Source organism: Citrobacter sp. Cb031 (assembly GCF_030336725.1).
GTDB lineage: Bacteria > Pseudomonadota > Gammaproteobacteria > Enterobacterales > Enterobacteriaceae > Citrobacter > Citrobacter braakii.
This window is the reverse complement of record NZ_JAOWDA010000035.1, coordinates 259,116-284,237: the sequence shown is the minus strand read 5'-3', so window position 1 is coordinate 284,237 and position 25,122 is coordinate 259,116. Positions and strand designations below refer to the sequence as shown.

At 49.3% G+C, this 25,122-nt stretch carries 23 protein-coding genes; 18 read left to right on the top strand and 5 right to left on the bottom strand.

The genetic code is table 11. The annotated features are described in order from the left end of the window. Window positions 1-140: 140 nt before the first annotated feature. Complete coding sequence (gene flhA, locus OGV93_RS23065; protein WP_287110228.1) at window positions 141-2,219, top strand: formate hydrogenlyase transcriptional activator FlhA; 2,079 nt, start codon at window positions 141-143, stop codon at window positions 2,217-2,219. Between the two features lie 106 nt (window positions 2,220-2,325). Here the strand turns inward: flhA and OGV93_RS23060 are convergent, their stop codons facing one another. Beyond that, window positions 2,326-2,670 (bottom strand): nitrous oxide-stimulated promoter family protein, encoded by a 345-nt coding sequence (locus OGV93_RS23060; protein ID WP_003825888.1) that lies wholly within the window; start codon window positions 2,668-2,670, stop codon window positions 2,326-2,328. A gap of 188 nt (window positions 2,671-2,858) precedes the next feature. Here OGV93_RS23060 and OGV93_RS23055 point away from each other — a divergent pair, with 188 nt between their 5' ends. Genes OGV93_RS23055 through sitD form a run of 4 tightly spaced genes read left to right on the top strand, consistent with a single transcriptional unit; the run spans window position 2,859 to window position 6,296 of the window. After that, window positions 2,859-3,776: a metal ABC transporter substrate-binding protein gene (locus OGV93_RS23055; RefSeq protein ID WP_019077550.1), complete on the top strand. Its 918-nt coding sequence runs from the start codon at window positions 2,859-2,861 to the stop codon at window positions 3,774-3,776. Next, window positions 3,773-4,588, top strand: a complete 816-nt coding sequence (gene sitB / locus OGV93_RS23050; protein ID WP_019077551.1) for an iron/manganese ABC transporter ATP-binding protein SitB — start codon at window positions 3,773-3,775, stop codon at window positions 4,586-4,588. The genes OGV93_RS23055 and sitB overlap by 4 nt, the downstream gene beginning before the upstream one ends. 2 nt (window positions 4,589-4,590) lie before the next feature. Further along, entirely contained in the window at window positions 4,591-5,448 is an 858-nt protein-coding gene (gene sitC / locus OGV93_RS23045; RefSeq protein ID WP_016154199.1) for an iron/manganese ABC transporter permease subunit SitC, read from the top strand. Further along, a complete protein-coding gene (gene sitD / locus OGV93_RS23040; protein ID WP_016154200.1) occupies window positions 5,445-6,296 on the top strand; it encodes an iron/manganese ABC transporter permease subunit SitD in 852 nt (283 codons plus the stop codon). The genes sitC and sitD overlap by 4 nt, the downstream gene beginning before the upstream one ends. Window positions 6,297-6,404: 108 nt before the next feature. Here sitD and OGV93_RS23035 read toward each other — a convergent pair whose 3' ends face one another. After that, window positions 6,405-7,202 carry an EAL domain-containing protein gene (locus OGV93_RS23035; RefSeq protein WP_016157329.1) on the bottom strand — a complete coding sequence of 266 codons (798 nt, stop codon included), beginning with the start codon at window positions 7,200-7,202 and terminating at the stop codon, window positions 6,405-6,407. A gap of 228 nt (window positions 7,203-7,430) precedes the next feature. Further along, the gene (locus tag OGV93_RS23030) at window positions 7,431-8,033 is read right to left on the bottom strand and encodes a helix-turn-helix domain-containing protein (protein WP_016154202.1); all 603 of its coding nucleotides are present in this window, start codon (window positions 8,031-8,033) and stop codon (window positions 7,431-7,433) included. A gap of 456 nt (window positions 8,034-8,489) precedes the next feature. Between OGV93_RS23030 and OGV93_RS23025 the strand changes: the two genes are divergently transcribed. From OGV93_RS23025 to mutS, 12 genes are all read left to right on the top strand, one after another. Further along, window positions 8,490-9,275, top strand: coding sequence for a winged helix-turn-helix domain-containing protein (locus tag OGV93_RS23025; RefSeq protein WP_046274827.1), 786 nt, complete (start codon window positions 8,490-8,492; stop codon window positions 9,273-9,275). Then, complete coding sequence (locus tag OGV93_RS23020; RefSeq protein ID WP_016154204.1) at window positions 9,275-9,787, top strand: YqeJ family protein; 513 nt, start codon at window positions 9,275-9,277, stop codon at window positions 9,785-9,787. The genes OGV93_RS23025 and OGV93_RS23020 overlap by 1 nt, the downstream gene beginning before the upstream one ends. Before the next feature lie 917 nt (window positions 9,788-10,704). Then, entirely contained in the window at window positions 10,705-11,265 is a 561-nt protein-coding gene (locus OGV93_RS23015) for a fimbrial protein (RefSeq protein ID WP_047414269.1), read from the top strand. An 83-nt stretch (window positions 11,266-11,348) separates the two neighbouring features. Beyond that, the gene (locus tag OGV93_RS23010) at window positions 11,349-12,014 is read left to right on the top strand and encodes a fimbrial biogenesis chaperone (RefSeq protein WP_242672708.1); all 666 of its coding nucleotides are present in this window, start codon (window positions 11,349-11,351) and stop codon (window positions 12,012-12,014) included. 33 nt (window positions 12,015-12,047) lie between these two features. Beyond that, on the top strand, window positions 12,048-14,552 hold the full coding sequence (locus OGV93_RS23005; RefSeq protein WP_284201478.1) for a fimbria/pilus outer membrane usher protein: 2,505 nt from the start codon (window positions 12,048-12,050) through the stop codon (window positions 14,550-14,552). Window positions 14,553-14,581: 29 nt separating this feature from the next. After that, the gene (locus tag OGV93_RS23000) at window positions 14,582-15,760 is read left to right on the top strand and encodes a fimbrial protein (RefSeq protein WP_287110225.1); all 1,179 of its coding nucleotides are present in this window, start codon (window positions 14,582-14,584) and stop codon (window positions 15,758-15,760) included. 68 nt (window positions 15,761-15,828) lie between these two features. Then, window positions 15,829-17,016: an HD-GYP domain-containing protein gene (locus OGV93_RS22995; RefSeq protein WP_047414275.1), complete on the top strand. Its 1,188-nt coding sequence runs from the start codon at window positions 15,829-15,831 to the stop codon at window positions 17,014-17,016. Between the two features lie 69 nt (window positions 17,017-17,085). Continuing rightward, a complete protein-coding gene (locus tag OGV93_RS22990) occupies window positions 17,086-17,862 on the top strand; it encodes a winged helix-turn-helix domain-containing protein (RefSeq protein WP_104651270.1) in 777 nt (258 codons plus the stop codon). Beyond that, a complete protein-coding gene (locus tag OGV93_RS22985) occupies window positions 17,859-18,332 on the top strand; it encodes a FidL-like protein (RefSeq protein ID WP_047414279.1) in 474 nt (157 codons plus the stop codon). Before OGV93_RS22990 ends, OGV93_RS22985 begins: the two co-directional genes overlap by 4 nt. 108 nt (window positions 18,333-18,440) lie before the next feature. Next, a complete protein-coding gene (locus OGV93_RS22980; RefSeq protein ID WP_230852523.1) occupies window positions 18,441-19,031 on the top strand; it encodes a Crp/Fnr family transcriptional regulator in 591 nt (196 codons plus the stop codon). A gap of 137 nt (window positions 19,032-19,168) precedes the next feature. Further along, window positions 19,169-19,774: a hypothetical protein gene (locus OGV93_RS22975; RefSeq protein WP_103928524.1), complete on the top strand. Its 606-nt coding sequence runs from the start codon at window positions 19,169-19,171 to the stop codon at window positions 19,772-19,774. A gap of 409 nt (window positions 19,775-20,183) precedes the next feature. Continuing rightward, complete coding sequence (mutS, locus tag OGV93_RS22970; RefSeq protein WP_287110223.1) at window positions 20,184-22,745, top strand: DNA mismatch repair protein MutS; 2,562 nt, start codon at window positions 20,184-20,186, stop codon at window positions 22,743-22,745. A gap of 79 nt (window positions 22,746-22,824) precedes the next feature. On the opposite strand, the gene rpoS is transcribed toward mutS, so the two are convergent. Together rpoS and nlpD are read right to left on the bottom strand one after the other, a co-directional pair. Then, on the bottom strand, window positions 22,825-23,817 hold the full coding sequence (gene rpoS, locus OGV93_RS22965; RefSeq protein ID WP_000081498.1) for an RNA polymerase sigma factor RpoS: 993 nt from the start codon (window positions 23,815-23,817) through the stop codon (window positions 22,825-22,827). A 62-nt stretch (window positions 23,818-23,879) separates the two neighbouring features. Continuing rightward, the gene (nlpD, locus tag OGV93_RS22960) at window positions 23,880-24,962 is read right to left on the bottom strand and encodes a murein hydrolase activator NlpD (protein WP_230330220.1); all 1,083 of its coding nucleotides are present in this window, start codon (window positions 24,960-24,962) and stop codon (window positions 23,880-23,882) included. Here nlpD and OGV93_RS22955 point away from each other — a divergent pair. Then, on the top strand, window positions 24,865-25,092 hold the full coding sequence (locus tag OGV93_RS22955; RefSeq protein WP_223870215.1) for a hypothetical protein: 228 nt from the start codon (window positions 24,865-24,867) through the stop codon (window positions 25,090-25,092). The two genes, nlpD and OGV93_RS22955, sit on opposite strands and share 98 nt — an antisense overlap. The last annotated feature ends 30 nt before the right edge of the window (window positions 25,093-25,122 follow it).

Sequence of the window (25,122 nt, the reverse complement as noted above, 5' to 3'; positions counted from 1 at the left end):
GCATTATCACCTGATGGCGTTTTGCCGATCGGGTCTACGGTTCGAGTAGCGGGACCAGTCCGGCAATAATTTACGACTTATACCTATAATTCATTTACCGTTTTCGCACCGTTCTGCGGTGCTTTTCCTGGAAAAGCAATATGTCGTATACACCGATGAGTGACCTCGGACAGCAAGGCCTGTTCGATATTACTCGTACATTATTACAGCAGCCCGACCTGCCGTCTCTCAGCGAGGCGCTTTCGCAACTGGTCAAGCGTTCAGCGCTGGCCGACTGCGCGGCTATTGTCTTATGGCAGGCACAAACGCAGCGTGCGCGTTATTTTGCGACGCGTGAAAATGGTAACCCCATCGATTATGAAGACGAAACGGTGCTGGCGCATGGCCCGGTACGCCGTATTTTGTCTCGCCCCGATGCGCTGCACTGCAACTATCACGAGTTTAGCGAAACCTGGCCACAGCTGGCCTCTGGCGGGCTGTATTCTAAATTTGGTCACTACTGCCTGCTACCGCTGGCAGCAGATGGACGAATCTTTGGCGGTTGCGAATTTATCCGTAACGAAGACCAACCGTGGAGTGAAAAAGAGTACAACCGGCTGCAGACCTTCACCCAAATAGTCGGCGTCGTTGCTGAACAAATTCAAAGCCGGGTCAGCAACAATGTCGATTACGATCTCCTGTGCCGTGAGCGTGATAACTTTCGCATCCTGGTCGCCATCACCAATGCTGTGCTCTCCCGCCTGGATATTGATGAGCTGGTCAGCGAAGTCGCCAAAGAGATCCATCACTACTTCGACATTGATGCCATCAGCATCGTGTTACGCAGCGATCGCAAAAACAAGCTCAGCATTTATTCCACTCACTATCTGGATGAACATCATCCGGCACACGAACAAAGTGAAGTGGACGAAGCCGGCACGCTCTCTGAACGGGTCTTCAAAAGTAAAGAGATGCTGCTGATTAACCTGAGCGAACGCGATACCCTGGCCCCTTACGAAAGAATGTTGTTCGAAACCTGGGGCAACCAGCTACAGACTCTGTGCCTGCTGCCGCTGATGTCCGGCAATAATATGCTCGGCGTACTTAAGCTGGCGCAATGTGAAGAGAAAGTATTCACCACCGCCAATCTCAAACTGCTGCGCCAAATCGCAGAACGCGTGGCGATCGCCGTGGATAACGCCCTCGCCTACCAGGAGATCCACCGCCTGAAGGAGCGGCTGGTCGATGAAAACCTGGCGCTGACTGAACAACTCAACAACGTGGAGAGTGAGTTCGGAGAAATCATTGGCCGCAGCGAAGCGATGTACAGCGTACTCAAACAGGTCGAAATGGTGGCGCAAAGCGACAGCACTGTCCTGATTCTTGGTGAAACCGGGACGGGTAAGGAGCTGATTGCACGAGCAATTCACAACCTGAGCGGACGTAACACCCGTCGGATGGTGAAAATGAACTGCGCGGCAATGCCTGCCGGATTGCTGGAAAGCGATCTGTTTGGCCATGAGCGTGGCGCATTTACCGGGGCCAGCACGCAGCGGATTGGACGCTTTGAACTAGCGGACAAAAGTTCGTTATTTCTCGATGAAGTTGGCGACATGCCGCTGGAGCTTCAGCCCAAGCTGCTGCGCGTTCTGCAGGAGCAGGAGTTTGAACGTCTGGGCAGCAATAAACTGATCCAGACCGACGTTCGCTTGATCGCTGCCACTAACCGCGATCTGAAAAAGATGGTCGCCGATCGCGAGTTTCGTAACGATCTCTACTATCGACTGAACGTCTTCCCGATCCATCTGCCACCGCTGCGCGAGCGCCCGGAAGATATTCCGCTGCTGGTGAAAGCCTTCACCTTCAAAATTGCCCGCCGGATGGGGCGCAATATCGACAGCATTCCCGCCGAAGCCCTGCGTACGCTGAGCAGCATGGAATGGCCGGGTAACGTGCGCGAGCTGGAAAACGTCGTAGAACGCGCGGTTCTGCTCACCCGGGGCAACGTGCTGCAACTGTCCTTGCCGGATGTAATCGCTATGGCGCCGTCTACGCCGCCGGTGGCGACCGAAGTCGCGCAGGATGGCGAAGATGAATACCAGCTGATAATGCGCGTTCTGAAAGAAACCAATGGCGTTGTCGCCGGTCCTAAAGGCGCGGCACAAAGACTGGGGTTGAAACGCACAACGTTACTCTCGCGCATGAAGCGCCTGGGTATTGATAAGGACGCACTGGTTTAACGGATTATTGCCCGATAGCGCTACGCTTATCGGGCCTACGCCACTGGTGCGTTTGTCTTTGTCGGCCGGATAAGGCGCAGCCGCCATCCGGCATAGAATTGCTAAATCACTTCTTCCGCTGGTATTTCTCGGGTAACTCCGGCACCGGACGTTTGTCATCAATCAGATGACGCACGGTCAGGATCGGATGACGCCAGAGCATTCTGGGTCCAGCCCAACGCATAATTTGCTTCATCTCTTCGCGTTTAGCGGGCTGGTAACAGTGCACCGGACACTGTTTGCAGGCCGGTTTTTCCTCACCAAATACGCATTTATCCAGGCGCTTTTGCGCATAGGCAAACAACGCATCGTAATGCCCCGGTTCATCTGAAGCCTGCGGACACTGGCTCTCATACAGCGAGATCATTCTCTGGATCGTCATTTTCTCACGTGCAATACGTTTGCCGGACATGATGCCTCCACAATTAAGTTGCATAAATAATACACCTTAACTAAGCGCAGGACTATTACCTGGCGGTGATACATTCCTTAGCACCCTACGCAAATAAGAATTATTTTCATTTGTTTATGCCATGTGCTATATAACATAGCAAAGGCTATATTCGATGATAAATTAACCACTTTGTTGTGAGGGATACTATGCCGCATCTGCCCCATCTAAAGTCATTTCTCCTTGCCAGCGTGTTAACGGCGCTTACGCTGTCACCTGCCTGGGCGAAAGAAAAGTTCAAAGTGATAACCACCTTTACGGTGATTGCCGATATGGCAAGCAACGTGGCAGGTGACGCGGCGGACGTCAGTTCCATCACCAAACCCGGGGCAGAAATTCACGAATATCAACCCACTCCGGGAGATATTAAACGGGCGCAGGGCGCACAGCTTATTCTCTCCAACGGCCTTAACCTCGAACTATGGTTTGCCCGCTTCTATCAAAATTTGTCCGGCGTACCGGAGGTCATGGTTTCAAACGGCGTGCAGCCAATGGGTATCAGCGAAGGGCCGTACAACGGCAAACCGAATCCGCATGCCTGGATGTCAGCGGAGAACGCGCTTATCTACGTGGATAACATTCGCGATGCGTTGATGAAATACGATCCCGACCATGCCGCAACCTACCAGAAAAATGCGGAGAATTATAAAGCGAAAATCCAGCAGACTCTGGCGCCACTGCATGCAGAACTGGCGAAGCTCCCTGCTGATAAACGCTGGCTGGTCACCAGCGAAGGCGCATTCTCTTACCTCGCGCGTGATAACGGCCTGAAAGAGCTGTATCTGTGGCCGATCAATGCCGATCAGCAAGGCACGCCCAAGCAGGTACGCAAAGTGATCGATGCGATCAGAAAACATCAAATCCCTACCGTATTTAGCGAAAGCACCGTGTCCGACAAACCTGCGCGTCAGGTCGCCCGCGAGTCTGGCGCGTATTACGGCGGCGTGCTGTATGTCGATTCGCTCAGCGCTGCCGATGGTCCGGTACCGACCTATCTGGATTTACTGCGCGTGACGACAGAAACCATCGTCAGCGGCATCAACGACGGGTTAAGGAGCCAAAAATGAGTCAATCTGCGATTACCGTGAATCAGGTTACGGTGACGTATCGCAACGGCCACACCGCGCTGCGGGATGCCACTTTTCAGGTTCCGGGCGGCTCAATTGCCGCTCTGGTCGGCGTAAACGGTTCGGGAAAATCAACGCTTTTTAAAGCGCTGATGGGTTTTGTCCGGTTGGCGAAAGGGGAAATATCTATTCTGCAACAACCGGTTAATAAGGCGCTCAAACAGAATCTTATCGCCTATGTCCCCCAGTCAGAAGAGGTGGACTGGTCGTTTCCGGTACTGGTGGAAGATGTAGTAATGATGGGCCGCTTTGGCCATATGGGGTGGCTGCGTCGACCAAAACAAATCGACCACGACTGCGTGGATGCGGCGCTGGCGCGGGTAGATATGCTGGACTATCGCCATCGCCAGATAGGTGAACTGTCCGGCGGGCAGAAAAAACGCGTTTTTCTGGCAAGAGCCATCGCACAGGACGGGCAGGTTATTTTACTGGATGAACCCTTCACCGGCGTGGATGTGAAAACCGAGGCCCGGATCATCGATCTGCTGCGTGAACTGCGTGATGAAGGCCGGACCATGCTGGTCTCTACCCATAATCTGGGATCCGTCACCGAATTTTGCGATTACACGGTGATGATTAAGGGCACGGTGCTGGCAAGTGGGCCAACCGAAACCACCTTTACCCACGAGAATCTCGAGCTGGCATTCAGCGGCGTACTGCGTCACGTCGCGCTGAGCGGCGGTGAACAACACGTGATTACCGATGATGAACGTCCGTTTATTTCGCGACGCGCGGCAAGCGAGGGGGAGTAATCATGAACTGGCTGACGGAGCCGTTTGGCTACCAGTACATGCTCAACGCCATGTGGGTTTCGGCGATGGTCGGCGGCCTGTGCGCATTTCTCTCCTGCTATCTGATGCTCAAAGGCTGGTCGCTGATTGGCGATGCGCTGTCGCACTCGATCGTTCCAGGCGTAGCCGGAGCCTATATGTTAGGGCTTCCCTTCGCGCTGGGCGCATTTCTTTCCGGTGGACTGGCGGCGGGCAGCATGCTGTTTCTCAATCAGCGTTCACGCCTGAAGGAAGATGCCATTATCGGGCTGATTTTTTCGTCCTTTTTCGGTATCGGGCTATTTATGGTGTCGCTTAATCCGATGTCGGTGAACATTCAGACCATTATTCTGGGTAACATCCTGGCGATTGCGCCGGAAGATATTCTGCAACTGGCGATCATCGGCGTGGTTTCGCTGACCATTTTGTTTTTGAAGTGGAAAGATCTGATGGTGGTCTTTTTTGATGAAAACCACGCGCGGTCTATCGGTCTGAATCCGGGTCGGCTGAAGCTGTTGTTTTTTACGCTGCTCTCCGTTTCCACGATCGCCGCACTGCAAACCGTCGGCGCCTTTCTGGTGATTTGCCTGGTGGTTACGCCCGGTGCGACGGCCTGGCTGCTGACCGATCGTTTTCCTCGCCTGCTCACCATCGCCGTGGCGCTCGGCAGCCTGACCAGCTTTTTCGGTGCCTGGCTAAGCTACTGGCTGGACGGTGCAACCGGCGGAATTATCGTCGTTCTGCAAACGCTGCTGTTCCTGCTGGCATTTGTCTTCGCACCAAAACACGGTCTGCTGGCAAATCGCCGCCGCGCCCGTCTGGTGAACAAGGAGCAAGTATGATCTTAACAACGCTGCTGGAACCTTTTCAGTTTAGCTTTATGGTTAATGCGCTGGTCATCTCTACCATCGTCGCAGTGCCTTGCGCGCTGCTGTCGGTATTTTTAGTACTCAAAGGCTGGGCGTTGATGGGCGATGCCATGAGTCATGCGGTTTTCCCAGGGATTGTACTGGCGTGGATTGCGGGCATCCCGCTGGCAATTGGCGCGTTTATCGCCGGTCTGTTCTGCGCGGTGGCGACCGGATACCTCGACGATAACAGCCGCATTAAGCGCGACACCATCATGGGTATTGTTTTCTCCGGGATGTTTGGTGCGGGTCTGGTGCTGTACGTCTCTATCCAGTCAGAAGTCCATCTCGATCATATTCTGTTCGGCGACATGCTGGGCGTATCGTTAAGCGATATCATGCAAACCGCGGTTATTACTCTGGGGATCGCGCTTATCATCGGACTAAAATGGAAAGATTTGCTACTGCATGCGTTCGACCCACATCAGGCAAAGGCCAGTGGGCTTAACACCGCACTGCTGCATTACGGCCTGTTGTGCATGATCGCCCTGACGATTGTCGCCACGCTAAAATCGGTAGGGATTATTTTGTCAATTTCATTACTGATTGCACCTGGCGCCATCGCGATTTTAATGACGCGGAAATTTTCCCACGCCTTATGGCTGGCGGTGGCGATGTCGGTCATTACCTCATTTATGGGCGTGTACCTGTCATTTTTCATCGACAGCGCACCGGCTCCCACCATAGTCGTACTATTTTCTCTGCTGTTTGTGATTACCTTTATTTATGCAACCCTGCGCGATCGGCGTTTAGAGAATCAGCTTCAGCTGCAGGATCCGTAAATTATGGGTCAGCTAATGTTCTTGATATTAATATAGCCTCCGCCAGGAGGTTATATTATCGGCAGATTACAGCATCGTGATGATACGTTTAAATAAACGGATTATAGATTACTCTAACGTGAACAACGGTTTTGGCTTGCCAATGTGGTATCCCTGTAACCACCCGACATTCATGTGTTCCAGGTGCATCTGGATTTCGGCACTTTCAACAAACTCGGCGACAACCTGCATACCTTTCATTGCCGCAACCCGGCAGAAAGATTCGATGATATAGCGACTAACCTCACATTTTATAATCCCACGAACGAAAGAGCCATCAATCTTCAAAATATCTGCTTCAATGTTCATCAGGCGTTCATAGCTTGCAAACCCGGCACCGAAGTCATCAATCGCGATCCGACATCCCAATTGACGTAGTAAGCGTAGTGTATCTGCCGTGTGTTCTTTATCTGACAGGGTATCAGCCTCGGTTATCTCAAAAATAATCCGTTGCGGTATCACCACATATTCCTGCAACAACGCAGTTATCTTTGCAACGATACCTGAACGACATAGCGTCACTGGCGCCAGGTTAATGGAAAAACAACTCAGCGGATGGTAGCGCATGTACTTCAGGGTGTTCTCAATAACCCAAAGATCGATATCGGGTGCTAACCCTGTGTCGCGTGCAACCGACAGAAAATGGTCAGGGGAAAGAAATTCCCCGTGCTCATTGAGCATGCGGATCAATATCTCATGATAGGATTCATCACCACGAGTACTGACGATAGGCTGGGCCAGCAGGACAAAGGTATTGTGATCCAACGCGTTTTGCAGTGCAGCGCGAACATCCGTTGTATCGGTAGTAGGGTTGCCAAACAGTCGGCTATGCTGTGCCTCAAGGTTTTCCGGCCTGCCGTTGGTCATTGGCGATATGACTTTTGTTATTATTGGAGGGAACATCATATTCATATCAAATTAATAAATAAATACTAATTTATAGATAAAAATGGACATTCCGCGTAGCTGGCATCAGCGGTGAAGAAAAAGACAAAAACCAACATACTGATAATCAACAAAAATCACAAACCCAGTTTTTTCATTATCATTCCAGCTGAGTGCAAAAAAACACGTCAGATGCTTTTAATGTTAACTTTAACATACAAAAAAAGAGAGTTTCCCTCGCTTCATAATTATTTTTCCGTCACTCACTAACTCCTGCAATACTTTGTGGATAGCACTGCGTGAGATATGATTTCGAGCGAGAATGAATGTATACACAGATGTGTTTTCACGCATCTCAGGCTCCATCGACCAAATATATTTCAGGTGTTCAATAATCAATTCACGGATAGTGCGATGCGATTGCAATTTTTCTCGTTGAAAATAGCGTTGCAGATGTAGCGTTAAAATATCAAATGCATGTTTCCAAAGATTCTTTGCAGTGAACAAAAGTTCGGCATTGGGTGCACTCATTGCCCACATTTCACAATCGGTATCACAACGTAAATAGTGTCCGGCAACTTCCGTACGCATTTGTGGCAAGCCGAGGATGGCCGGTGCAGATATACTTACCATCACTAAATCATTTTCCACACGATGAACAGAGACGGCCCCTTTCTCCAGAAACAAGATATTTCCATCACTCTTCAGATCAATACGCTGGCGTTTTTTGCGTAAGGACAGCCAGGCATTATCTGACTTTTTCATTTCATCACCAACAAGCACTACAGCATTTTCAATATCTTTCTGGAACATGGGACTCTCTACCGCAAATTATGGCTTTGTCAAAACGAGGGTGGAATTTTACTCAACACGAAAAATAAATGTCAGCTCACCAACAAGCTGACATTTATTCCCATCTACATCTACCACCGGCATTCCCTGGTGCCGTTGACGCGTTCAGACTCATGCTGTTTTCGCGTGGTGGCGCCAGGCAGTATATGACGCTGTCCATAAAGAATTAATGGCAATCATCTTTGTCGTTGTTATTTCATCTTTCTGTTCTTTTCAATGTAGCCAAAAAGATACAATACATTGATTTATATATAGTTTATTTTCATTAAAAAGTTATCATTGTTGTTATATTATGATACGAAATTGAAACACTTCGCGGTTCTCGCTGCAGGGTCGGGTCCATACTGGTGGTCTTTATGGACTAAGTGGTATCATGACTCGCCAACCGCCTGGCGCACCAGCAAGAGTAGAAACATCATGTCTGAGACTGGCAATGTCAGTTATCTGATTGAAAAAATAATAATATTTACGCCAGCTACACAATCTCTGGCGCGGATAGATCAACCCAATCAGCGGATAAAACTCAAACACTCGGCGTCATTATGTCTTTTATTACTTATTCAACATCGCGGGCAAGTGGTTTCCCAAAACGAACTACTGGAATTCGGCTGGGGTAAAAATCACCGCCAGGTGAGCTTCAACGCCTTTTATCAAAGCATTCTCTCTTTGCGCAAAAGTTTGCTGCAGCTGGAACTGGAGCAACCGCTTATCACCACGATCCCCCGCAAAGGGCTGATCATCCAGGAAGAGTTCAATATTCAGGTGATTGAAACTCCGGAGGAGAGTGTATCTTTTACAGCAGAACCTTTAGTGCCGGATGTCGCCATAGAAGAACTGTCAGATGACACAGCGCGCCAACCTTTGATAACCACTGCTGAAATGGTCATACTTGCCATTACCCTGATAATTTGTGTGCTTATAATGTATCCGTGGCAAACCAGTGATAACTATTTCTCCGGCTATATCACCGCAGACAACGCCCCCACTGACTGTCAGTATTATTTTAATAATGATGCCAGTAATTTCTCCCGACATACGGCATTTATCAACAAAAATCCTGGGCTGTGTCAGAGCCATAAATTTATCTATATCACCACCTACCCTGAATCCAAGAAATTATCCGTGCTTGTATGTCGCTCACCGATGAAAAACAGGCAGGAAAACGCCTGTCAGTCGGTTTATTACCCACGGTATGATAGCTAATGAATTTTTATTCCCGAACGCCCCGCATCCAGACAGGTATTATCCTGTTGCTTTGTTTTGCTGCGCTAATTGTTACCGCCGTCTACCGGTACAGTAAAAACAATGGTCAGTTACATAATCTGACCTGTCGGTCTGCCATCGAGATTGTACGCAATACAAGCTCATTCCGAGGGATCATTGATATCAAAACCGGCGGCAGCAAAGGTATTGTGAATATTGATGGCATTATCAAAGATGCCGAAAATAATGAGCAGACCGTGCAACGCATGGTACTTTTTACACAATCCAGCTACGGCTCAAGCCCGGTTTGGATTTCGCAGAAAATCCAAATATCCAATCGCGAAACAGCACCCGCCAGTCTCATTCAGGAACTCCTCCCCGACTTCTTCCTGACCAACACCAGCGTATCCAACGTCGATTTTTTTGCGCTGAATAGAGAGACGTATTTGATTACCAAAGAGGGGATCCCCTATCTGTACTGCCAGAATTATGCGTTGCCGGAAAATGAATAATCAATAAGCGAAGATTAAATAAGAGCAAAAACGATTTGAAAGAGTCACTTGATACGGACTTCACGAACCACACGCCAGTGATGCCTTGGTGTGTTAATGCTGATTAATAAAGATTATTTTCTCTCATAATATAAAAACCCTATTCTAACCTACACTACCATAACTCACTGATTATGCGAACATTGTTACCCTGCTCGTCCAGCGTTATAACTCTCTGGTTTTCCAATAATCCCTTCCCTCTCTGACCGCCGGTAATAAATGTCACCGACAGTTGTATATTGATGCAACGATGATTTTATAGCTCGGGCGACTTTTCAGGCGCAGAGTTAGCGGCGAAATTTGACGGTGTGCCAAGCTGATATTCTGCAATGCGGCACAATCATCCGGTCAGACAGGTATTGAGCATGTTCATAACCCGATTGATTGCCCTGCCCGGGAGTCCACTTTAGCCCAGGGCCGACACAGTAATTGTATCTAACACGTTTATTTTATTAAGCTTTTGATAACAATTAGTTAATTAATTTATTCATTCGCCTATTCCTCTGTTCTGCAAAAACGTCATTTGCAGCTTTTGTCCATCATCTAACCAGTAATTACTTTCTTAACGCTAGCCTCTTCATCCCCTCGCTCATGATATAAATTTATAAAAAACATTAAAAATAGCGTTTTAATCTTAAAAAAATAATTTAATCGATATTTACATTTACCAAATATGCAAACAATGGTCTTATATTCCAACCTTACAGCGTGACGCGAAATGTTGTTCTGCAACCGAATGCGCCACTCCAGAGAAGGTGAAATGAATCATCAACATCTGTTCAGATGCCAGGGATGATGTAGCGCGAACCAGGGAGCAGGGAAAAAGTTTCACGCTACTGACAAAAGTAAATTTGATTATGAAAATGGGATATACACAAATGTTTAACAAAACATTCATCGTAGCGGCATTGATGGTTTCCGGCTCTGCATTTGCAGCTGAATCAACCGGCGTAGCGGGTGGCACTATTACCTTTAACGGTTCAGTGTCCGATACCACCTGTAACGTGGTGACCAATAACGGTTCAGACTTCACGGTAAACCTTTCCCCTATTGCTGTGGGTGATATGGGCACCACCGCCGGTGTTGTTAAAACCAACGCCAAAGACTTCACCATGAATCTGAAAAACTGCTCTGCGGCATCGGACGAAGCTAAAACGCTTAAAATCACTTTCAGCAGCAGCAACCTGTCGGATGACGCTAAATACCTGAAAAACTACAGCGACAATGGCGCCGAGGGTGTGGGTATTGCGCTAACCAAAGACGGTAACACTGCCGTACCGTTTGATACCGCTTTCGATACTGGTCTGAGTTCCGCTGACGCTGCCACCGAAGATGGCGTCACACTGACCATGTATGCCAACTACTACAACTACGGTGGCGCGGCCGTAACAACCGGTAAAGTAGTTACTGACGCAACTTATTCCTTCAGCTACGACTAACTCATTCAGCCGGGGTCTCCCCGGCTCTCCTCTACGACATTATGAAAACTCTGATATTTTTTCTTGCGGCTACGTTCATTTCCATGAATGCCAGCGCAAGCGTTGTGATCAACGAAACGCGTGTTATTTATCCGGCCAGCGCCAAATTTGTGTCGGTGCAACTGGTAAACGACAGCGAACAAACCCATCTGGTGCAGTCCTGGATTGACGAGGGCGATGCTTCCGCCGCGCCGGAGAAAGTCAAAGTGCCGTTTTCTCTGCTGCCTCCGGTCGTAAAAATGAGCGGACACGCCGGACAGGCTCTGAAAATCTCGGCGATGAACACCCATTCGCTGCCAAAAGACCGCGAAAGTGTGTTCTGGCTTAACGTTCTGGATGTCCCTCCCGTCCCTGAAGGCAGTGGTGATAGCTACCTACAAGTGGCCATTCGCAATCGTATAAAACTGTTCTATCGTCCGGATCAACTGAGCGATCTCGACAGCAGCGTGGCGGAGAAAATTACCGTTTCGACTTCTGGCGGTCAAAATTGCTTGAAGAATAATTCGCCATATTACATGACCATCCCTCAGGTCGTGACATGGCAGGGGGGCGAGCTAAAGCAAAGCCGAAAAGATAATTTACTGGCTGAGACTGCGTTTATACCGCCGTTTGGCTGCGCGCTGGTATCCAGCAAAATTCAGTCCGGTGGGCAATATCGCCTTACCTGGCTTGATGATTATGGCGCAAAGAGATTCAGCACTATCCACTGATATCCCAGATAAATGACTCCAGGTTCAATTCTGATGAAAAACAGTTCTCTGTTTCGTATAAGTTTGCTAGTTCACTCTGTCAGCCTCGCGATATTTTCATACGGCGCGTTGGCGGAGGATTTTAATAGCAGCCTGCTGGTAGGTAATTCAGCAGATATGGACTGGAGTAATTCTCGGCTGGTTATGACGCCGGGGGCTTATGATTTGGATGTTTATGTGAATAACGTCTGGCGCGGGAAATTTAATATTTCCGTCGCTAATGACGATAAAGGTACTCTGCTTATTAATAAAGACGACGCATCTCTACTGGATATTCAGGGGCTGGATGATATTGTAAATAAAAGCACCGCTGAAAAGCTCGACGTTAATACCCTGCTACACGGAGGGAAAAGCGCCCTGATACCCGGCACACTGCGTTTGGATTTAGAAGTACCTCAGGCTTTCGTAAAAGAATATAGCCGTAACTGGGTGTCACCGCAAAAATGGGATCAGGGCATTAATGGCCTGTATACCAATTACAATTTCAACTATTACAATTTTCACGGCCTGCAGAATGGCTATAGTGACAGCGATAATCTGTATTTATCGCTGAACAGCGGACTAAACATGTATGGCTGGCATTTTCTCGATAGCTCATCGTGGATGCGCTACAGCGCAATGAACAAAGGTAGCTGGATAAATACCACGCGTTTTGTTGAAAAACCAATTGCGGCAATCGATTCGGTACTGCGCATTGGTCGAAGCTATACGACGTCTGATTATTTTGACACGGTCCGTTTTCGTGGGGTGACACTGAATAAAAGTCGTCAGATGTTACCGGACAGCGAAAACGTTTATATGCCGGTGATCGAAGGTGTTGCAACCAGTTCAGCGGTGGTCAGTATCTCCCAGGATGGTCATATCATCCACCAGATCAATGTCCCGCCAGGTCCCTTTGCCATCCGCGATCTGATGCCTACCGGCTCACGCAGCGATTTATCCGTCGAGGTAAAAAACACCGGCGGCAACATTGAGCGCTTCATTGTGCCATTCTCCTCGATCCCGGATATGCAGCGCCCCGGCAGCAGCGACTATCAGATTAACGTCGGGGCGGTGGACATGCGCAACATCGACGATAGCAGCCATTTTACCCAGGTGAGCTATTCACGTGGGGTGAATAACTACCTCACCGCGTCAGCGGGCGGGATCTGGAGCCAGAATTATCAGTCTCTGCTTCTGGGAGGAGCGGTTTCCATCCCCTACGCTGGGTCACTCTCGGCTTCCGTGGAGGAGTCGCAGTATCGTCTGCCTGGCGATAGCCGTCGCCACGGAGAAAAATACGCGCTGTCCTGGAGTAAATACTTCCCGACCCGCACCAATATTTCGCTGGCTTCGTATTATTACCGTACTCAGGATTACGCTTCTTTTAGCGATTATATCCTGACCAAATCCAATATTAAGGATTATGGCGGAACGGGCACCTCAACGATCAACAGCAAACAAGCCTTTAGCGCCAATATTAATCAGCCGCTGGGGGAACAATTTGGAAGACTGTCGCTTTCAGCCTACTGGCGCGATTACTGGCGCGGTCAGAAAAGTAGCCGTCAGTACAACCTGACCTGGAGCAATGCCAGTCACGGCGTCAACTACTCGGTTTCGCTGCGCCGCTCGGAGGTTACGCAGTCCTATTACGACTATGAAACCAATTATGAAGGCGACCTGGTGAGCGCGTTGCGTTCACGCGGTAAGACGGAAAACAACCTCTATTTTTCTGTCACGATACCGATGTCGATATTCGGCAGCGGTGGCAGCCTGTCTTCTCATGCCAGCGTGCAGAACGGCAAATATTCCTCTTCTGACGTCAGCATGAGCGGGAATATGCATGATGTTGACTACAGCCTGATGCTGAGCCACGACAGTGACAACGATTCGCGGGCAGCCGATCTCTACACCAGCTGGAAAAATGACTATACCAGCATGAACAGCGGCGCGACCCTGGCCCGTGAATATCGCCAGCTAAGCTTGGGTGCCAGCGGCAATCTGCTGGCATGGAAGGGTGGGCTGCTGGCGTCTCCTCATAACGGACGTAATTTTGTCATTATTGAAGCGCCAGGAGTGGTGAACGCGGTCGTTAACGGCGATACCTCCGCACACACCAACAGCAAAGGTATCGCCCTCATCACCAGCGCGACACCGTACCGACAGAATAATTTCCATCTGGAGCAGGATGGAACCCAAAAAAGCGACGTCGACCTTGAAGGTAATTTACTCAATGTGGCGCCGTACGAAGGCAGTATCAGCTGGCTGAAGTACAAAACTGACACGCGCAGACTCTTCACTTTTGATGTGCAAACCGCGGAAGGGGGTCAGTTGCCGTTTGGCGCGGTTGTCAGCGGTGCCGGGAATGAAGAAGTCGGCTATGTCGCACAGGGGAGTCAGATTTTTATTAAGTCAGAGACGCTTCCCGCCAGCCTGAAAGTGAATATCAGCAAAGGCAAGACTAAAAAATTCTGCACTATTTCCCAGCCTGCAGAGCATGCTGAAAATATTTGTCGCTAACTCAGTTTACTCAGCTAACAGAATCAATCATGAAAAAATTATTTTATCTTATGGTTACGGCCATAATACTGACTGCACTCCCAATATTATCTGCACAAGCACAGTCGCAGGCTCAGTCTCGCGGTGTAACAGGCGATACCTGCCGTAATTCCGGCATACTTTTTACCAGCGTCGCAGAATCGGATAAGTCGCTAAATCTTTCATCGGCTTTCGTGAATTCAAACGTCGTGGAATATTCCTATACCACCAGTTGGTCGGGTAGCATGACCTGTACTTACGGGAATATTGGGATCGGTGGTCTGGCGCAAGACCACTTATATTATTTTACCGGTTTCAACGGTTCTCCTGTTTATTTGAATTTCAACAGTGCGGATGGTGAAAGTAGCTACTGGATAAAATTAACGGCCACCATTAGTGGCGATACCAAAGTGACTGTCAGCGGTATCGTGGGCATTCACTCTCTGTCATATCAGACACAATATACGCTGCGAGCGGAATTAATGTCGGCTCCGCCTGTGGGCATGGAAAGCTATACCAAAACCACAACCAGCGGCGCACTGTCGGTCATACCTGCGGTGATGAGCGGTACCGGAAGCGGCTCCAGCTCACCGTTCCTTTCCAGCAAAACATATGCTTATCGAGCCTGGGCCAATATGATGTCTGAAACCGCACGCAAAAGCTGGAATACCGATTATTTTATTGCTTATGAGAAGCTGACGATTCAGTTTGAGCCAAAAGAAACAACCTGCAATATGACGCGGGACATGAGCGTGAAATTACCCCCCGCTCCGTTTAGCGTCCTGAAAAAAAATGGAAAGGCAGCTGGTGCCGATTTCACGATCCCGCTGAAGTGCGGCAACCTGGCCGGAATTAAAACGTCTACCCGCAATGTTAAGGCCTGGTTATCCAGCAATGATTTAGTCAGTTCGGATACCAGCTACCAGATAATGGTCAACGATGAAACCACGGCGGGAGGGGTAGGTATTGCCATTCGTAGCCGGATGTTTATGGGTGACTATGATGAGGTGCAAATATCCAGTAGTAATAATATGGAACATGCTTCGCAAATATTAGATATCTCTAAAGATGATGATATAAGCAATACGCAATACATTTATCTTCATGCTTATTACAAAGTTTATAACGCATCAGCATTATCAACCGGTAGCGTGGTGGCGACTGCGCAGATAATGTTTGGCTACGATTAACCCCCCTATTTTACTGTGGCCCAGACGGGCTACAGTAAGTTTTTAATTTAATTCTCTTAAAGGATTTTATGAAAATATCTGTTCAAACCGTGCTTGATCTTCTGCACAGCATTATGCACCCGCTTTCTCCTGAACTGGTGCATCATTTGCAACGCACGGGTCTCATTTGCTGGTATCTCGGGAATCGAGCCGGTTTTGACAGTGCAGCCATCAATAACGCCTGGCTTGCGGGTATGTTGCACAATATCGGGGCGCTGAGCAAAGTGCATCCCTTCAGTGGCGCCCATGGTAAAGCCTTTATTGAAGAGCATGGACGACTTGGCGCCTCAATGATGTCCGGCGTACGTTTTTTACAGCCAGTGACCGCAATTCTTGAAACGCGCCACGCGGATGCCTTGGGTTACACGCAGAATACAATGCTAAATACCTGGCATCTGGTGCATCTGGCCGATGAGTTTGAGCTGTGGCTGCGCGGGATTGAAGGTGACTATGTGGCCCAACGGCATAATATAGTATCCGGTTTTCTGGCCAGTAGCCCACTATGGCCATCGTGCCTGGTCGAGGCGCTACAGGATGCCAGCCATGAGGATGGTTTCTGGTTTCGCCTGAGTTCGCCCTCATTACAACAGGTGCTGCGTGTTATCAGCCCGCTCAATGATGTGGTGCTGGATCACCATGATTTTCTGGAGGTCTGCCTGCTGATTTCGAATATCGTCGATAAATACAGCAGCTTTACGCAGACTCACAGCACCAGCGTGGCTCACGTGGCGGCGAAGCTTGCGGAGCTGTACGGCTGCGATCGCTACACCCAGGATAAAATCCGCATCGCGGGGTACCTGCACGATATTGGCAAGCTGGGTATTCCACTGGAAATCCTCGAGAAGCAGGGAAAGCTGGAGCCGGACGAGTACGCGCAAATGAAGCGCCACAGCTATAAGACGCTGGAGATGCTACATCCCATTGAGGAGCTGGGTGAAATCGTACACTGGGCGGCAAGACATCATGAACGCCTCGACGGCAGCGGCTATCCTTTTCGTCTGGGTGCGGCTGCGCTGGATATCCCTTCGCGTATTATTGCTGTGGCTGATGTTTTCACCGCGATGACCGAGAACCGCCCCTATCGTCAGGGGATGTCCAGCGAAAAAGCATTGATTATTCTGGAGGAAGAGGCGTCAAATTTTCGTCTGGATCGGGACATTGTCGATCTGCTAAGCCATAATATTGCAGTGCTCAGACCTTTGGTTGCGATGTACTAAGCCAGGCATAACCCGAAATCGCAGCCGCGCAGAATGCATATTGTATAAATTTACCGAAAGAAAACGCGAATGAAATATTTGATAGCCAATAGAGTCATTTACGATAGCGAGAGCGGGGAACTTGTGGTCAAGGAACCCGGAAACGAGCAAAGTAAAAGGCTAACAAATACCGCTAACCGTATTCTTTCGTTACTGATTGCGTCGCCAGGCCGGGTACTTGAACGCGATTATCTTCTGGATAAAGTCTGGGAGGAAGCGGGCCATCCGGGTTCCAGTTCATCGCTGAGCCAGTACATTAGTATCCTCAGAAAAACATTAACATCCTTAATATTCATTGAGGAAATTATTGTAGCCGTACCCAAGGTGGGCTTTTACTTCTCACCGGAAATCGCCGTTGAGCTGCAGAATGATGAAGAAATGGTGAGTACCACACCTCTTCCGGTATCCCTGCGTAAGGCGGCAACGAAGGATAAAAAAAACCTCTGGCTGATCGCGGCTATCGCGTTTTTGCTGCTGGCCAACCTTTGGATACTCAGCCAGAAACAGGGTTCACCGCGTTTTGCAGCCGAATACCGTATTGGTGAAATCGGGAACTGCAAATTTACTGCCTATGAAGATTTATCGGAGGAAGTTGACCCTCAGGTCATGAATATTATCCGTCAGCTACAGCCTGAACTTGAGCTAAAGTGCGCCCGGAAACCCGCGCAGATTATGGTTTATTTTCAACCCAGTGTTCTTTACGGTAGTCATGGTCGGTTTTTCTACTCTTATTGTCCAACAGATAAGGCAACAGCAAAAATTGTCTATTGTGAGAACCATTATGCTTTTAACTGGAAATTAAAATGAAGCTGATGACAACCTTAGTGCTGGCAGTGGTCGCGTTGATTTGTCTGTTAACATGGCAACTAAGCCTGCGATCGGGTGTTTATTTTGACAAACGCTGCTTTGCGAATATCACCTATGTTGACGCTTCGGATCACGCTCTCTTATTCAAAGGAAATATCACGTTTGAATTTAACAAGAACGAAACGGGCGTATTTAATCTTTCCGGCAACATTGACTATCAGGGGCGTCAATATCGATTGTCGCGTTATATAACATTTACCTATCATAACGTCAGTGGGAACCAGTATCGTATGAATACGACGACAAAAGATATCATGGCTCACGATAATGTGCCGGAAGACATTACCCTGCTGACAACAAAAATATTTGGGATGGAAGGGGAATACGTTATCTCCTTAGACAAAAAAGACAATAACTATATTACGATTGCAAATACCTTATCACCCTTAATGAACTGTGTGATTCAATAACAGGGATAGTGTTATACATTCACTATGAAAAGAAATAATTGTGTCAATTGTGAAGAGTGCGGTTTTGCAGAACTGTGCTCCGCCTATCTGTTCAGGCAGAAAGATCCATTGTTTATCCGCAATCTGGAGACAAAAAAGAAGATTGCCAGAGGTGAATATATTTATCGTCGGGGAGAGAAAATAGACGAGCTGTATGCCCTACGTAGCGGGGCCGCTAAGGTTTACGATGCGCGCGGGCAACTGATGGGGATCGTTTTGCCAGGACAGGTGATGGGCGTGGAGGAGCTGCACATCGGGTACAGTCAGCAGGATATTCAAGCCGCAACGGAAATAGAAGTTTGCGTACTGAGAAGCGATCATTTCTACGAAATGAGCCAGCTGATGCCAGGGTTTACAGATTTTATTGTCAGGATCCTGTCACGTTCGGCGCAGGAAAAACAGCAATTTATTTCAGTATTGACCAAAAGTGATACCTTGCAGAAGGTTCAATATTTCCTGCAACTGTTGTCTCGCACTTATAAAGAGTATGGCTTTGAGCATCTCAACCTTGAGTTACCGATCAGTAAGAAAGAACTGGCCCAGGTTCTGGGCATTTCGATATCCACCTTGTCGCGTGCCCTGGATAGCCTGAAGGATCAGGGGATTATTTCCATGCTAAATAAAAAAGAGATAACGCTAATGATGTCAGACAAAAAATAGCGTCTGAATGAGGATGTTCTTGTTATTTCTTAGTTTCATCTCAAAAAAATCAGTAAATCATTTATTGTCCAGTGTATCCCTTTGAGGAAAGCACCGGACTCATTTTTCTTAAAAACAAAGAGTTAAGGTTTTTCCCAATGTCGTTTGTCGTATTCTCTGATGATATTTTTTTTACCCGGTCTGCGGGAGGGCTGATGCCAATAGATAGCCTGCGCGAAGAGAACTTATGTATTATTGATATTGAATCTTTCTTCAGCTTGCATGATATTAAACATCGTGTTTGCAATGAACTGACCGACGGCTATTCTATCATTTTTGTAAAAGGCCGTGGAATGTTATCAAAGGTGCTTTCATCACTGGAGGGTATCTCCAGAACCGCCTCTGTAACGGAGTTTATCCGGTATATTAATGAAGGCCGAAGATATACTGTCTATCATATACTCACCATAATTGATTCTTTGCGGGAGCTACGTAACCTTACCCATACCGAGATTTCCGTAGCCTGTGCGTTACGCCGACAAATAAATATTACTGCCACATCCCAACTTCTGCACTGCTCAACGAAAGCAGTGTATCAGCGGGTATCTGCCTTGGCTCAGAAAATGAACCTCAGATACGGTACCCAAATCCAATATTTCTTGTACCGCGAATATACCATTGAGGAACTCCAGCAGATAAATTGCATGAAACATCGTCCTGATACCATTGTATTCCAGAATAATGGATCGACCCCACATCTGTAAGCAGATTCGATCCTCACGACGAGGCCTGTCTAATGGCCTCCGGACTGAGGTATCGCCCCGGTTGTCGTACAGGTTGAATCACTACGGATTTAACAGACACCTCAGAGCCATTTATGGACTTATCTTTGTCGCCAGGCTTCATCATTTCTACCGCTTTAAACGAAAGTAGCTTTCCCTCTTGTTTTCCTGCCATAAAGACTCCGTTATCATGCACCTTATGCAATCATGAACATCAAGGTAGGTTACTCTGTATATGCCCATATTTTACCCAGGTATAGGTTGGCAAGGCACACTTTAACCCACCTTTAAATGTAGGATTTCATGATATTCGATGAGACAACGTGAAACTTAATGATAACCAAAAAATCACTAACTCATTAAAAATTAAGAAAATGGACATCATAAACCAATGAGTACAATAGAAAACTTAGACTCCCACACCCCCATGATGCAGCAGTATCTCAAGCTGAAGGCTCAGCACCCGGAAATACTGCTGTTTTACCGCATGGGCGACTTTTACGAACTGTTTTATGACGATGCGAAACGCGCCTCTCAGCTGCTTGATATCTCCCTGACCAAACGCGGCGCATCTGCGGGCGAGCCAATCCCGATGGCAGGCATTCCTCATCATGCGGTAGAAAACTACCTCGCCAAGCTGGTCAATCAGGGTGAGTCCGTTGCTATTTGTGAACAGATTGGCGATCCGGCGACCAGCAAAGGCCCGGTTGAGCGCAAAGTGGTACGTATTGTCACACCAGGCACCATCAGTGATGAAGCGTTGTTGCAGGAACGCCAGGACAACCTGCTGGCCGCCATCTGGCAAGACAGTAAAGGGTACGGCTACGCTACGCTGGATATCAGCTCCGGGCGTTTTCGTGTCAGTGAACCCGCTGACCGCGAAACCATGGCCGCGGAATTGCAGCGCACCAACCCCGCTGAATTGCTGTATGCCGAGGATTTTGCCGAAACCTCGCTGATAGAGGGACGTCGCGGCCTGCGTCGTCGTCCGCTGTGGGAATTTGAAATTGATACCGCCCGTCAGCAGTTAAATCTGCAGTTCGGCACGCGGGATCTGATTGGCTTTGGCGTGGAAAACGCCCCACGCGGGTTATGCGCTGCCGGCTGTCTGCTGCAATACGTAAAAGATACCCAACGCACCTCGCTGCCGCATATTCGTTCCATCACCATGGAGCGTCAGCAGGACAGCATCATCATGGACGCCGCCACACGCCGCAATCTGGAAATCACCCAGAACCTGGCGGGCGGGGTGGAAAACACGCTGGCTTCAGTACTCGACTGCACCGTGACACCGATGGGTAGCCGTATGCTCAAGCGCTGGCTGCATATGCCGGTCCGCGACACCAAAATCCTCACCGAGCGCCAACAGACCATCGGCGCGCTGCAGGATACCACCAGCGAATTACAACCCGTGCTGCGTCAGGTAGGCGATCTGGAACGTATTCTGGCGCGTCTGGCCCTGCGTACTGCGCGCCCGCGCGATCTGGCCCGTATGCGTCATGCCTTCCAGCAATTACCCGAACTGCGCGCACAGCTGGAAAACGTAGATAGCGCCCCCGTGCAGATGCTGCGCGAGAAAATGGGTGAGTTTACTAAGCTGCGTGAACTGTTGGAACGTGCCGTCGTGGAAGCTCCGCCGGTGCTCGTACGTGACGGCGGCGTCATTGCCCCAGGCTACAATGAAGAGCTTGATGAGTGGCGAGCGCTGGCTGATGGCGCCACGGACTACCTCGACAGACTGGAAATCCGCGAACGCGAACGCACCGGTCTGGACACGCTGAAAGTAGGATTTAACGCCGTGCACGGCTACTACATTCAGATCAGCCGTGGGCAAAGTCATCTGGCGCCAATTAACTACGTACGCCGCCAGACATTGAAAAACGCCGAACGCTACATTATTCCGGAACTGAAAGAGTACGAAGACAAAGTTCTGACCTCAAAAGGCAAAGCGCTGGCGCTGGAAAAACAGCTGTATGACGAACTGTTCGACATGCTGCTGCCACACCTGGCTGATTTGCAACAGAGCGCCAGCGCGCTGGCGGAGTTGGACGTGCTGGTCAACCTCGCGGAGCGTGCTTATACCCTGAATTACACCTGTCCGATCTTCACCGATAAACCCGGCATTCGTATTACCGAGGGACGCCATCCGGTGGTTGAACAGGTGCTGACCGAGCCGTTTATCGCCAACCCGCTTAACCTCTCGCCTCAGCGACGAATGCTGATCATCACCGGCCCAAACATGGGGGGTAAAAGTACCTATATGCGCCAGACGGCGTTGATTGCGCTACTGGCCTATATCGGCAGCTACGTTCCGGCACAGAAAGTCGAGATCGGGCCTATCGATCGTATCTTTACCCGCGTGGGCGCGGCGGATGATCTGGCATCAGGTCGTTCCACCTTCATGGTAGAAATGACCGAAACCGCCAACATTCTGCATAACGCGACCGAGAACAGTCTGGTGCTGATGGATGAGATTGGACGCGGCACCTCCACCTACGACGGCCTGTCGCTGGCATGGGCATGCGCAGAAAATCTGGCAAATAAAATCAAAGCATTAACTTTATTTGCGACCCATTACTTCGAACTGACGCAGTTACCGGAGAAAATGGAGGGTGTCGCTAATGTGCATCTGGATGCGTTAGAGCACGGCGATACCATCGCCTTCATGCACAGCGTGCAGGATGGCGCGGCGAGCAAGAGCTATGGTCTGGCAGTCGCTGCCCTGGCTGGCGTACCGAAAGAGGTGATCAAACGCGCGCGGCAAAAACTGCGCGAACTGGAAAGCATTGCGCCAAATGTTGCCGCAACCCAGGTCGACGGTACGCAGATGTCGCTGCTGTCAGTACCGGAAGAAACGTCACCCGCCGTTGATGCGCTGGAAAACCTCGACCCGGATTCGCTAACGCCTCGCCAGGCGCTGGAGTGGATCTACCGGTTGAAAAGTCTGGTGTAGTAAAAAGAACCCGATAGCGGTAGCCCTAAAGAAAAAGGCCAGTCTCAATGAGACTGGCCTTTCTTGATAGAACTTGTGCTTACTCGCGGAAAAGCGCTTCGATATTCAGTCCCTGAGTCTGCAGAATTTCACGCAGACGACGCAGACCTTCAACCTGAATCTGGCGAACACGTTCACGAGTGAGACCAATTTCACGGCCCACATCTTCCAGTGTCGCAGCTTCGTACCCCAGCAGACCAAAACGACGTGCCAGCACTTCACGCTGTTTGGCGTTCAGTTCGAACAGCCATTTGACGATGCTCTGTTTCATATCATCGTCTTGCGTGGTGTCTTCCGGACCGTTTTCCTTTTCATCGGCCAGAATATCCAGCAACGCTTTTTCGGAATCGCCACCCAGCGGGGTGTCTACCGAGGTAATGCGCTCGTTGAGTCGGAGCATACGGCTGACGTCATCAACCGGTTTATCCAGTTGTTCAGCAATCTCTTCTGCACTCGGTTCGTGGTCCAGTTTATGCGACAACTCACGCGCGGTACGCAGATAGACGTTCAGCTCTTTTACAATGTGAATCGGCAGTCGGATCGTACGGGTTTGGTTCATAATCGCCCGTTCGATCGTCTGGCGAATCCACCAGGTTGCGTATGTTGAGAAGCGGAACCCACGTTCCGGGTCAAACTTCTCGACGGCACGGATAAGCCCTAAATTGCCCTCTTCAATCAGGTCCAGCAATGCCAGACCACGATTGCCATAACGACGAGCAATTTTCACCACCAGACGCAGGTTACTTTCAATCATGCGACGGCGAGATGCGACATCTCCACGCAGTGCGCGACGCGCAAAATAAACTTCTTCTTCGGCTGTTAACAGTGGTGAATAACCAATCTCACCAAGGTAAAGCTGAGTCGCATCCAACACACGCTGTGTGGCCCCCTGCGATAACAGCTCTTCTTCAGCCAGGTCGTTATCACTGGGTTCCTCTTCACTCAAGGCTTTTTCATCAAAAGCCTCTACTCCGTTCTCATCAAATTCCGCATCTTCATTTAAATCATGAACTTTCAGCGTATTCTGACTCATAAAGGTGGCTCCTACCCGTGATCCCTAACGGAACTAGCACGTGAAAGCCTGGTTCCGCCTAATTATCGCTGCGGTAAATAGCGCAGCGGGTTTACGGATTTCCCCTTGTAACGAATTTCAAAATGCAAGCGTGTTGAACTGGTTCCGGTGCTACCCATGGTAGCTATTTTCTGCCCCGCCTTGATTTCTTGTTGTTCCCGGACCAGCATTGTATCGTTATGGGCGTAGGCGCTCAGGTAATCATCGTTATGTTTGATGATAATAAGATTACCGTAACCACGCAGCGCATTACCGGCATAGACGACGCGTCCATCTGCGGTCGCGACAATAGCCTGTCCTTTGCTGCCTGCAATGTCGATCCCTTTATTGCCACCTTCGGTAGCTGCAAAGTTTTCGATCACTTTGCCGTCAGTCGGCCAGCGCCATGTAGAGATTGGCGAGCTAGTCGACGTTGAGCTTGCAGTTGATTCGGTTGTGCTAACTGCTGGAGCCGTTACAGGCGCTGTGACCACAGTCCCAGCAGGCTTGTTGTTCGGCAACATTTTGTTAGCACTTTGTTCACCTGAATCCTCAGAATACGTAATTGTTGGTTTCGAAGCAACAGCAACGGTGGAATTTTGTGCAGGGTTGGTCACAACTCCTTGCTGTGCTGCATCCGCCTGGGTGATGGCATTGCCACCGGTAATCGGTGCGCCAGACGCGTTGCCCACTTGCAGAGTTTGACCGACATTCAGGCCATACGGGGCCGGAACGTTATTGCGTTGTGCGAGGTCACGGAAATCGTTCCCGGTGATCCAGGCAATATAGAAAAGGGTATCGCCTTTCTTAACAGTATAGGTACTGCCGCCCGTGTAGCTACCTTTCGGAATATTCCCATACTTACGATTGTATACAATACGACCGTTTTCCATCTGCACAGGCTGTTGAGCAACAGGCTGGATTTGCGTTGGCTGTGTGGTTGGTTGCTGCACCGACTGGATCTGTGGCGTCTGCTGTACTGTCGACGTCGAGCCCATTTTGGGTGGAGGCGTAATCAGCATGCCAGAACTGGTGTTCGTTGATGCACTACCGTTAACCGAGCTGACCGGCGCTGGTGGATTCGAGGTGTTTGAACAACCTGCCAGCCATAGTGAAACCAGTGACAATGCCGCAATGCGGCGAACGGTAAATTTGTGGCTTCCCGCGCTCATTTATCCCCCAGGAAAATTGGTTAAAACCAGTGACGTAATCACCGTGCAAGGCCCCGTCACAATACGCTTACTCTTTCGAGAATAACCAGGAAAACTCCAGGTATTCAGCAGCGCT

Coding starts and splice junctions, on each gene's coding strand:
- flhA (WP_287110228.1), top strand. CDS start 141: ATGTCGTATACACCGATGAGTGACCTCGGACAGCAAGGCCTGTTCGAT.
- OGV93_RS23060 (WP_003825888.1), bottom strand. CDS start 2,670: ATGTCCGGCAAACGTATTGCACGTGAGAAAATGACGATCCAGAGAATG.
- OGV93_RS23055 (WP_019077550.1), top strand. CDS start 2,859: ATGCCGCATCTGCCCCATCTAAAGTCATTTCTCCTTGCCAGCGTGTTA.
- sitB (WP_019077551.1), top strand. CDS start 3,773: ATGAGTCAATCTGCGATTACCGTGAATCAGGTTACGGTGACGTATCGC.
- sitC (WP_016154199.1), top strand. CDS start 4,591: ATGAACTGGCTGACGGAGCCGTTTGGCTACCAGTACATGCTCAACGCC.
- sitD (WP_016154200.1), top strand. CDS start 5,445: ATGATCTTAACAACGCTGCTGGAACCTTTTCAGTTTAGCTTTATGGTT.
- OGV93_RS23035 (WP_016157329.1), bottom strand. CDS start 7,202: ATGACCAACGGCAGGCCGGAAAACCTTGAGGCACAGCATAGCCGACTG.
- OGV93_RS23030 (WP_016154202.1), bottom strand. CDS start 8,033: ATGTTCCAGAAAGATATTGAAAATGCTGTAGTGCTTGTTGGTGATGAA.
- OGV93_RS23025 (WP_046274827.1), top strand. CDS start 8,490: ATGTCTGAGACTGGCAATGTCAGTTATCTGATTGAAAAAATAATAATA.
- OGV93_RS23020 (WP_016154204.1), top strand. CDS start 9,275: ATGAATTTTTATTCCCGAACGCCCCGCATCCAGACAGGTATTATCCTG.
- OGV93_RS23015 (WP_047414269.1), top strand. CDS start 10,705: ATGTTTAACAAAACATTCATCGTAGCGGCATTGATGGTTTCCGGCTCT.
- OGV93_RS23010 (WP_242672708.1), top strand. CDS start 11,349: ATGAATGCCAGCGCAAGCGTTGTGATCAACGAAACGCGTGTTATTTAT.
- OGV93_RS23005 (WP_284201478.1), top strand. CDS start 12,048: ATGAAAAACAGTTCTCTGTTTCGTATAAGTTTGCTAGTTCACTCTGTC.
- OGV93_RS23000 (WP_287110225.1), top strand. CDS start 14,582: ATGAAAAAATTATTTTATCTTATGGTTACGGCCATAATACTGACTGCA.
- OGV93_RS22995 (WP_047414275.1), top strand. CDS start 15,829: ATGAAAATATCTGTTCAAACCGTGCTTGATCTTCTGCACAGCATTATG.
- OGV93_RS22990 (WP_104651270.1), top strand. CDS start 17,086: ATGAAATATTTGATAGCCAATAGAGTCATTTACGATAGCGAGAGCGGG.
- OGV93_RS22985 (WP_047414279.1), top strand. CDS start 17,859: ATGAAGCTGATGACAACCTTAGTGCTGGCAGTGGTCGCGTTGATTTGT.
- OGV93_RS22975 (WP_103928524.1), top strand. CDS start 19,169: ATGTCGTTTGTCGTATTCTCTGATGATATTTTTTTTACCCGGTCTGCG.
- mutS (WP_287110223.1), top strand. CDS start 20,184: ATGAGTACAATAGAAAACTTAGACTCCCACACCCCCATGATGCAGCAG.
- rpoS (WP_000081498.1), bottom strand. CDS start 23,817: ATGAGTCAGAATACGCTGAAAGTTCATGATTTAAATGAAGATGCGGAA.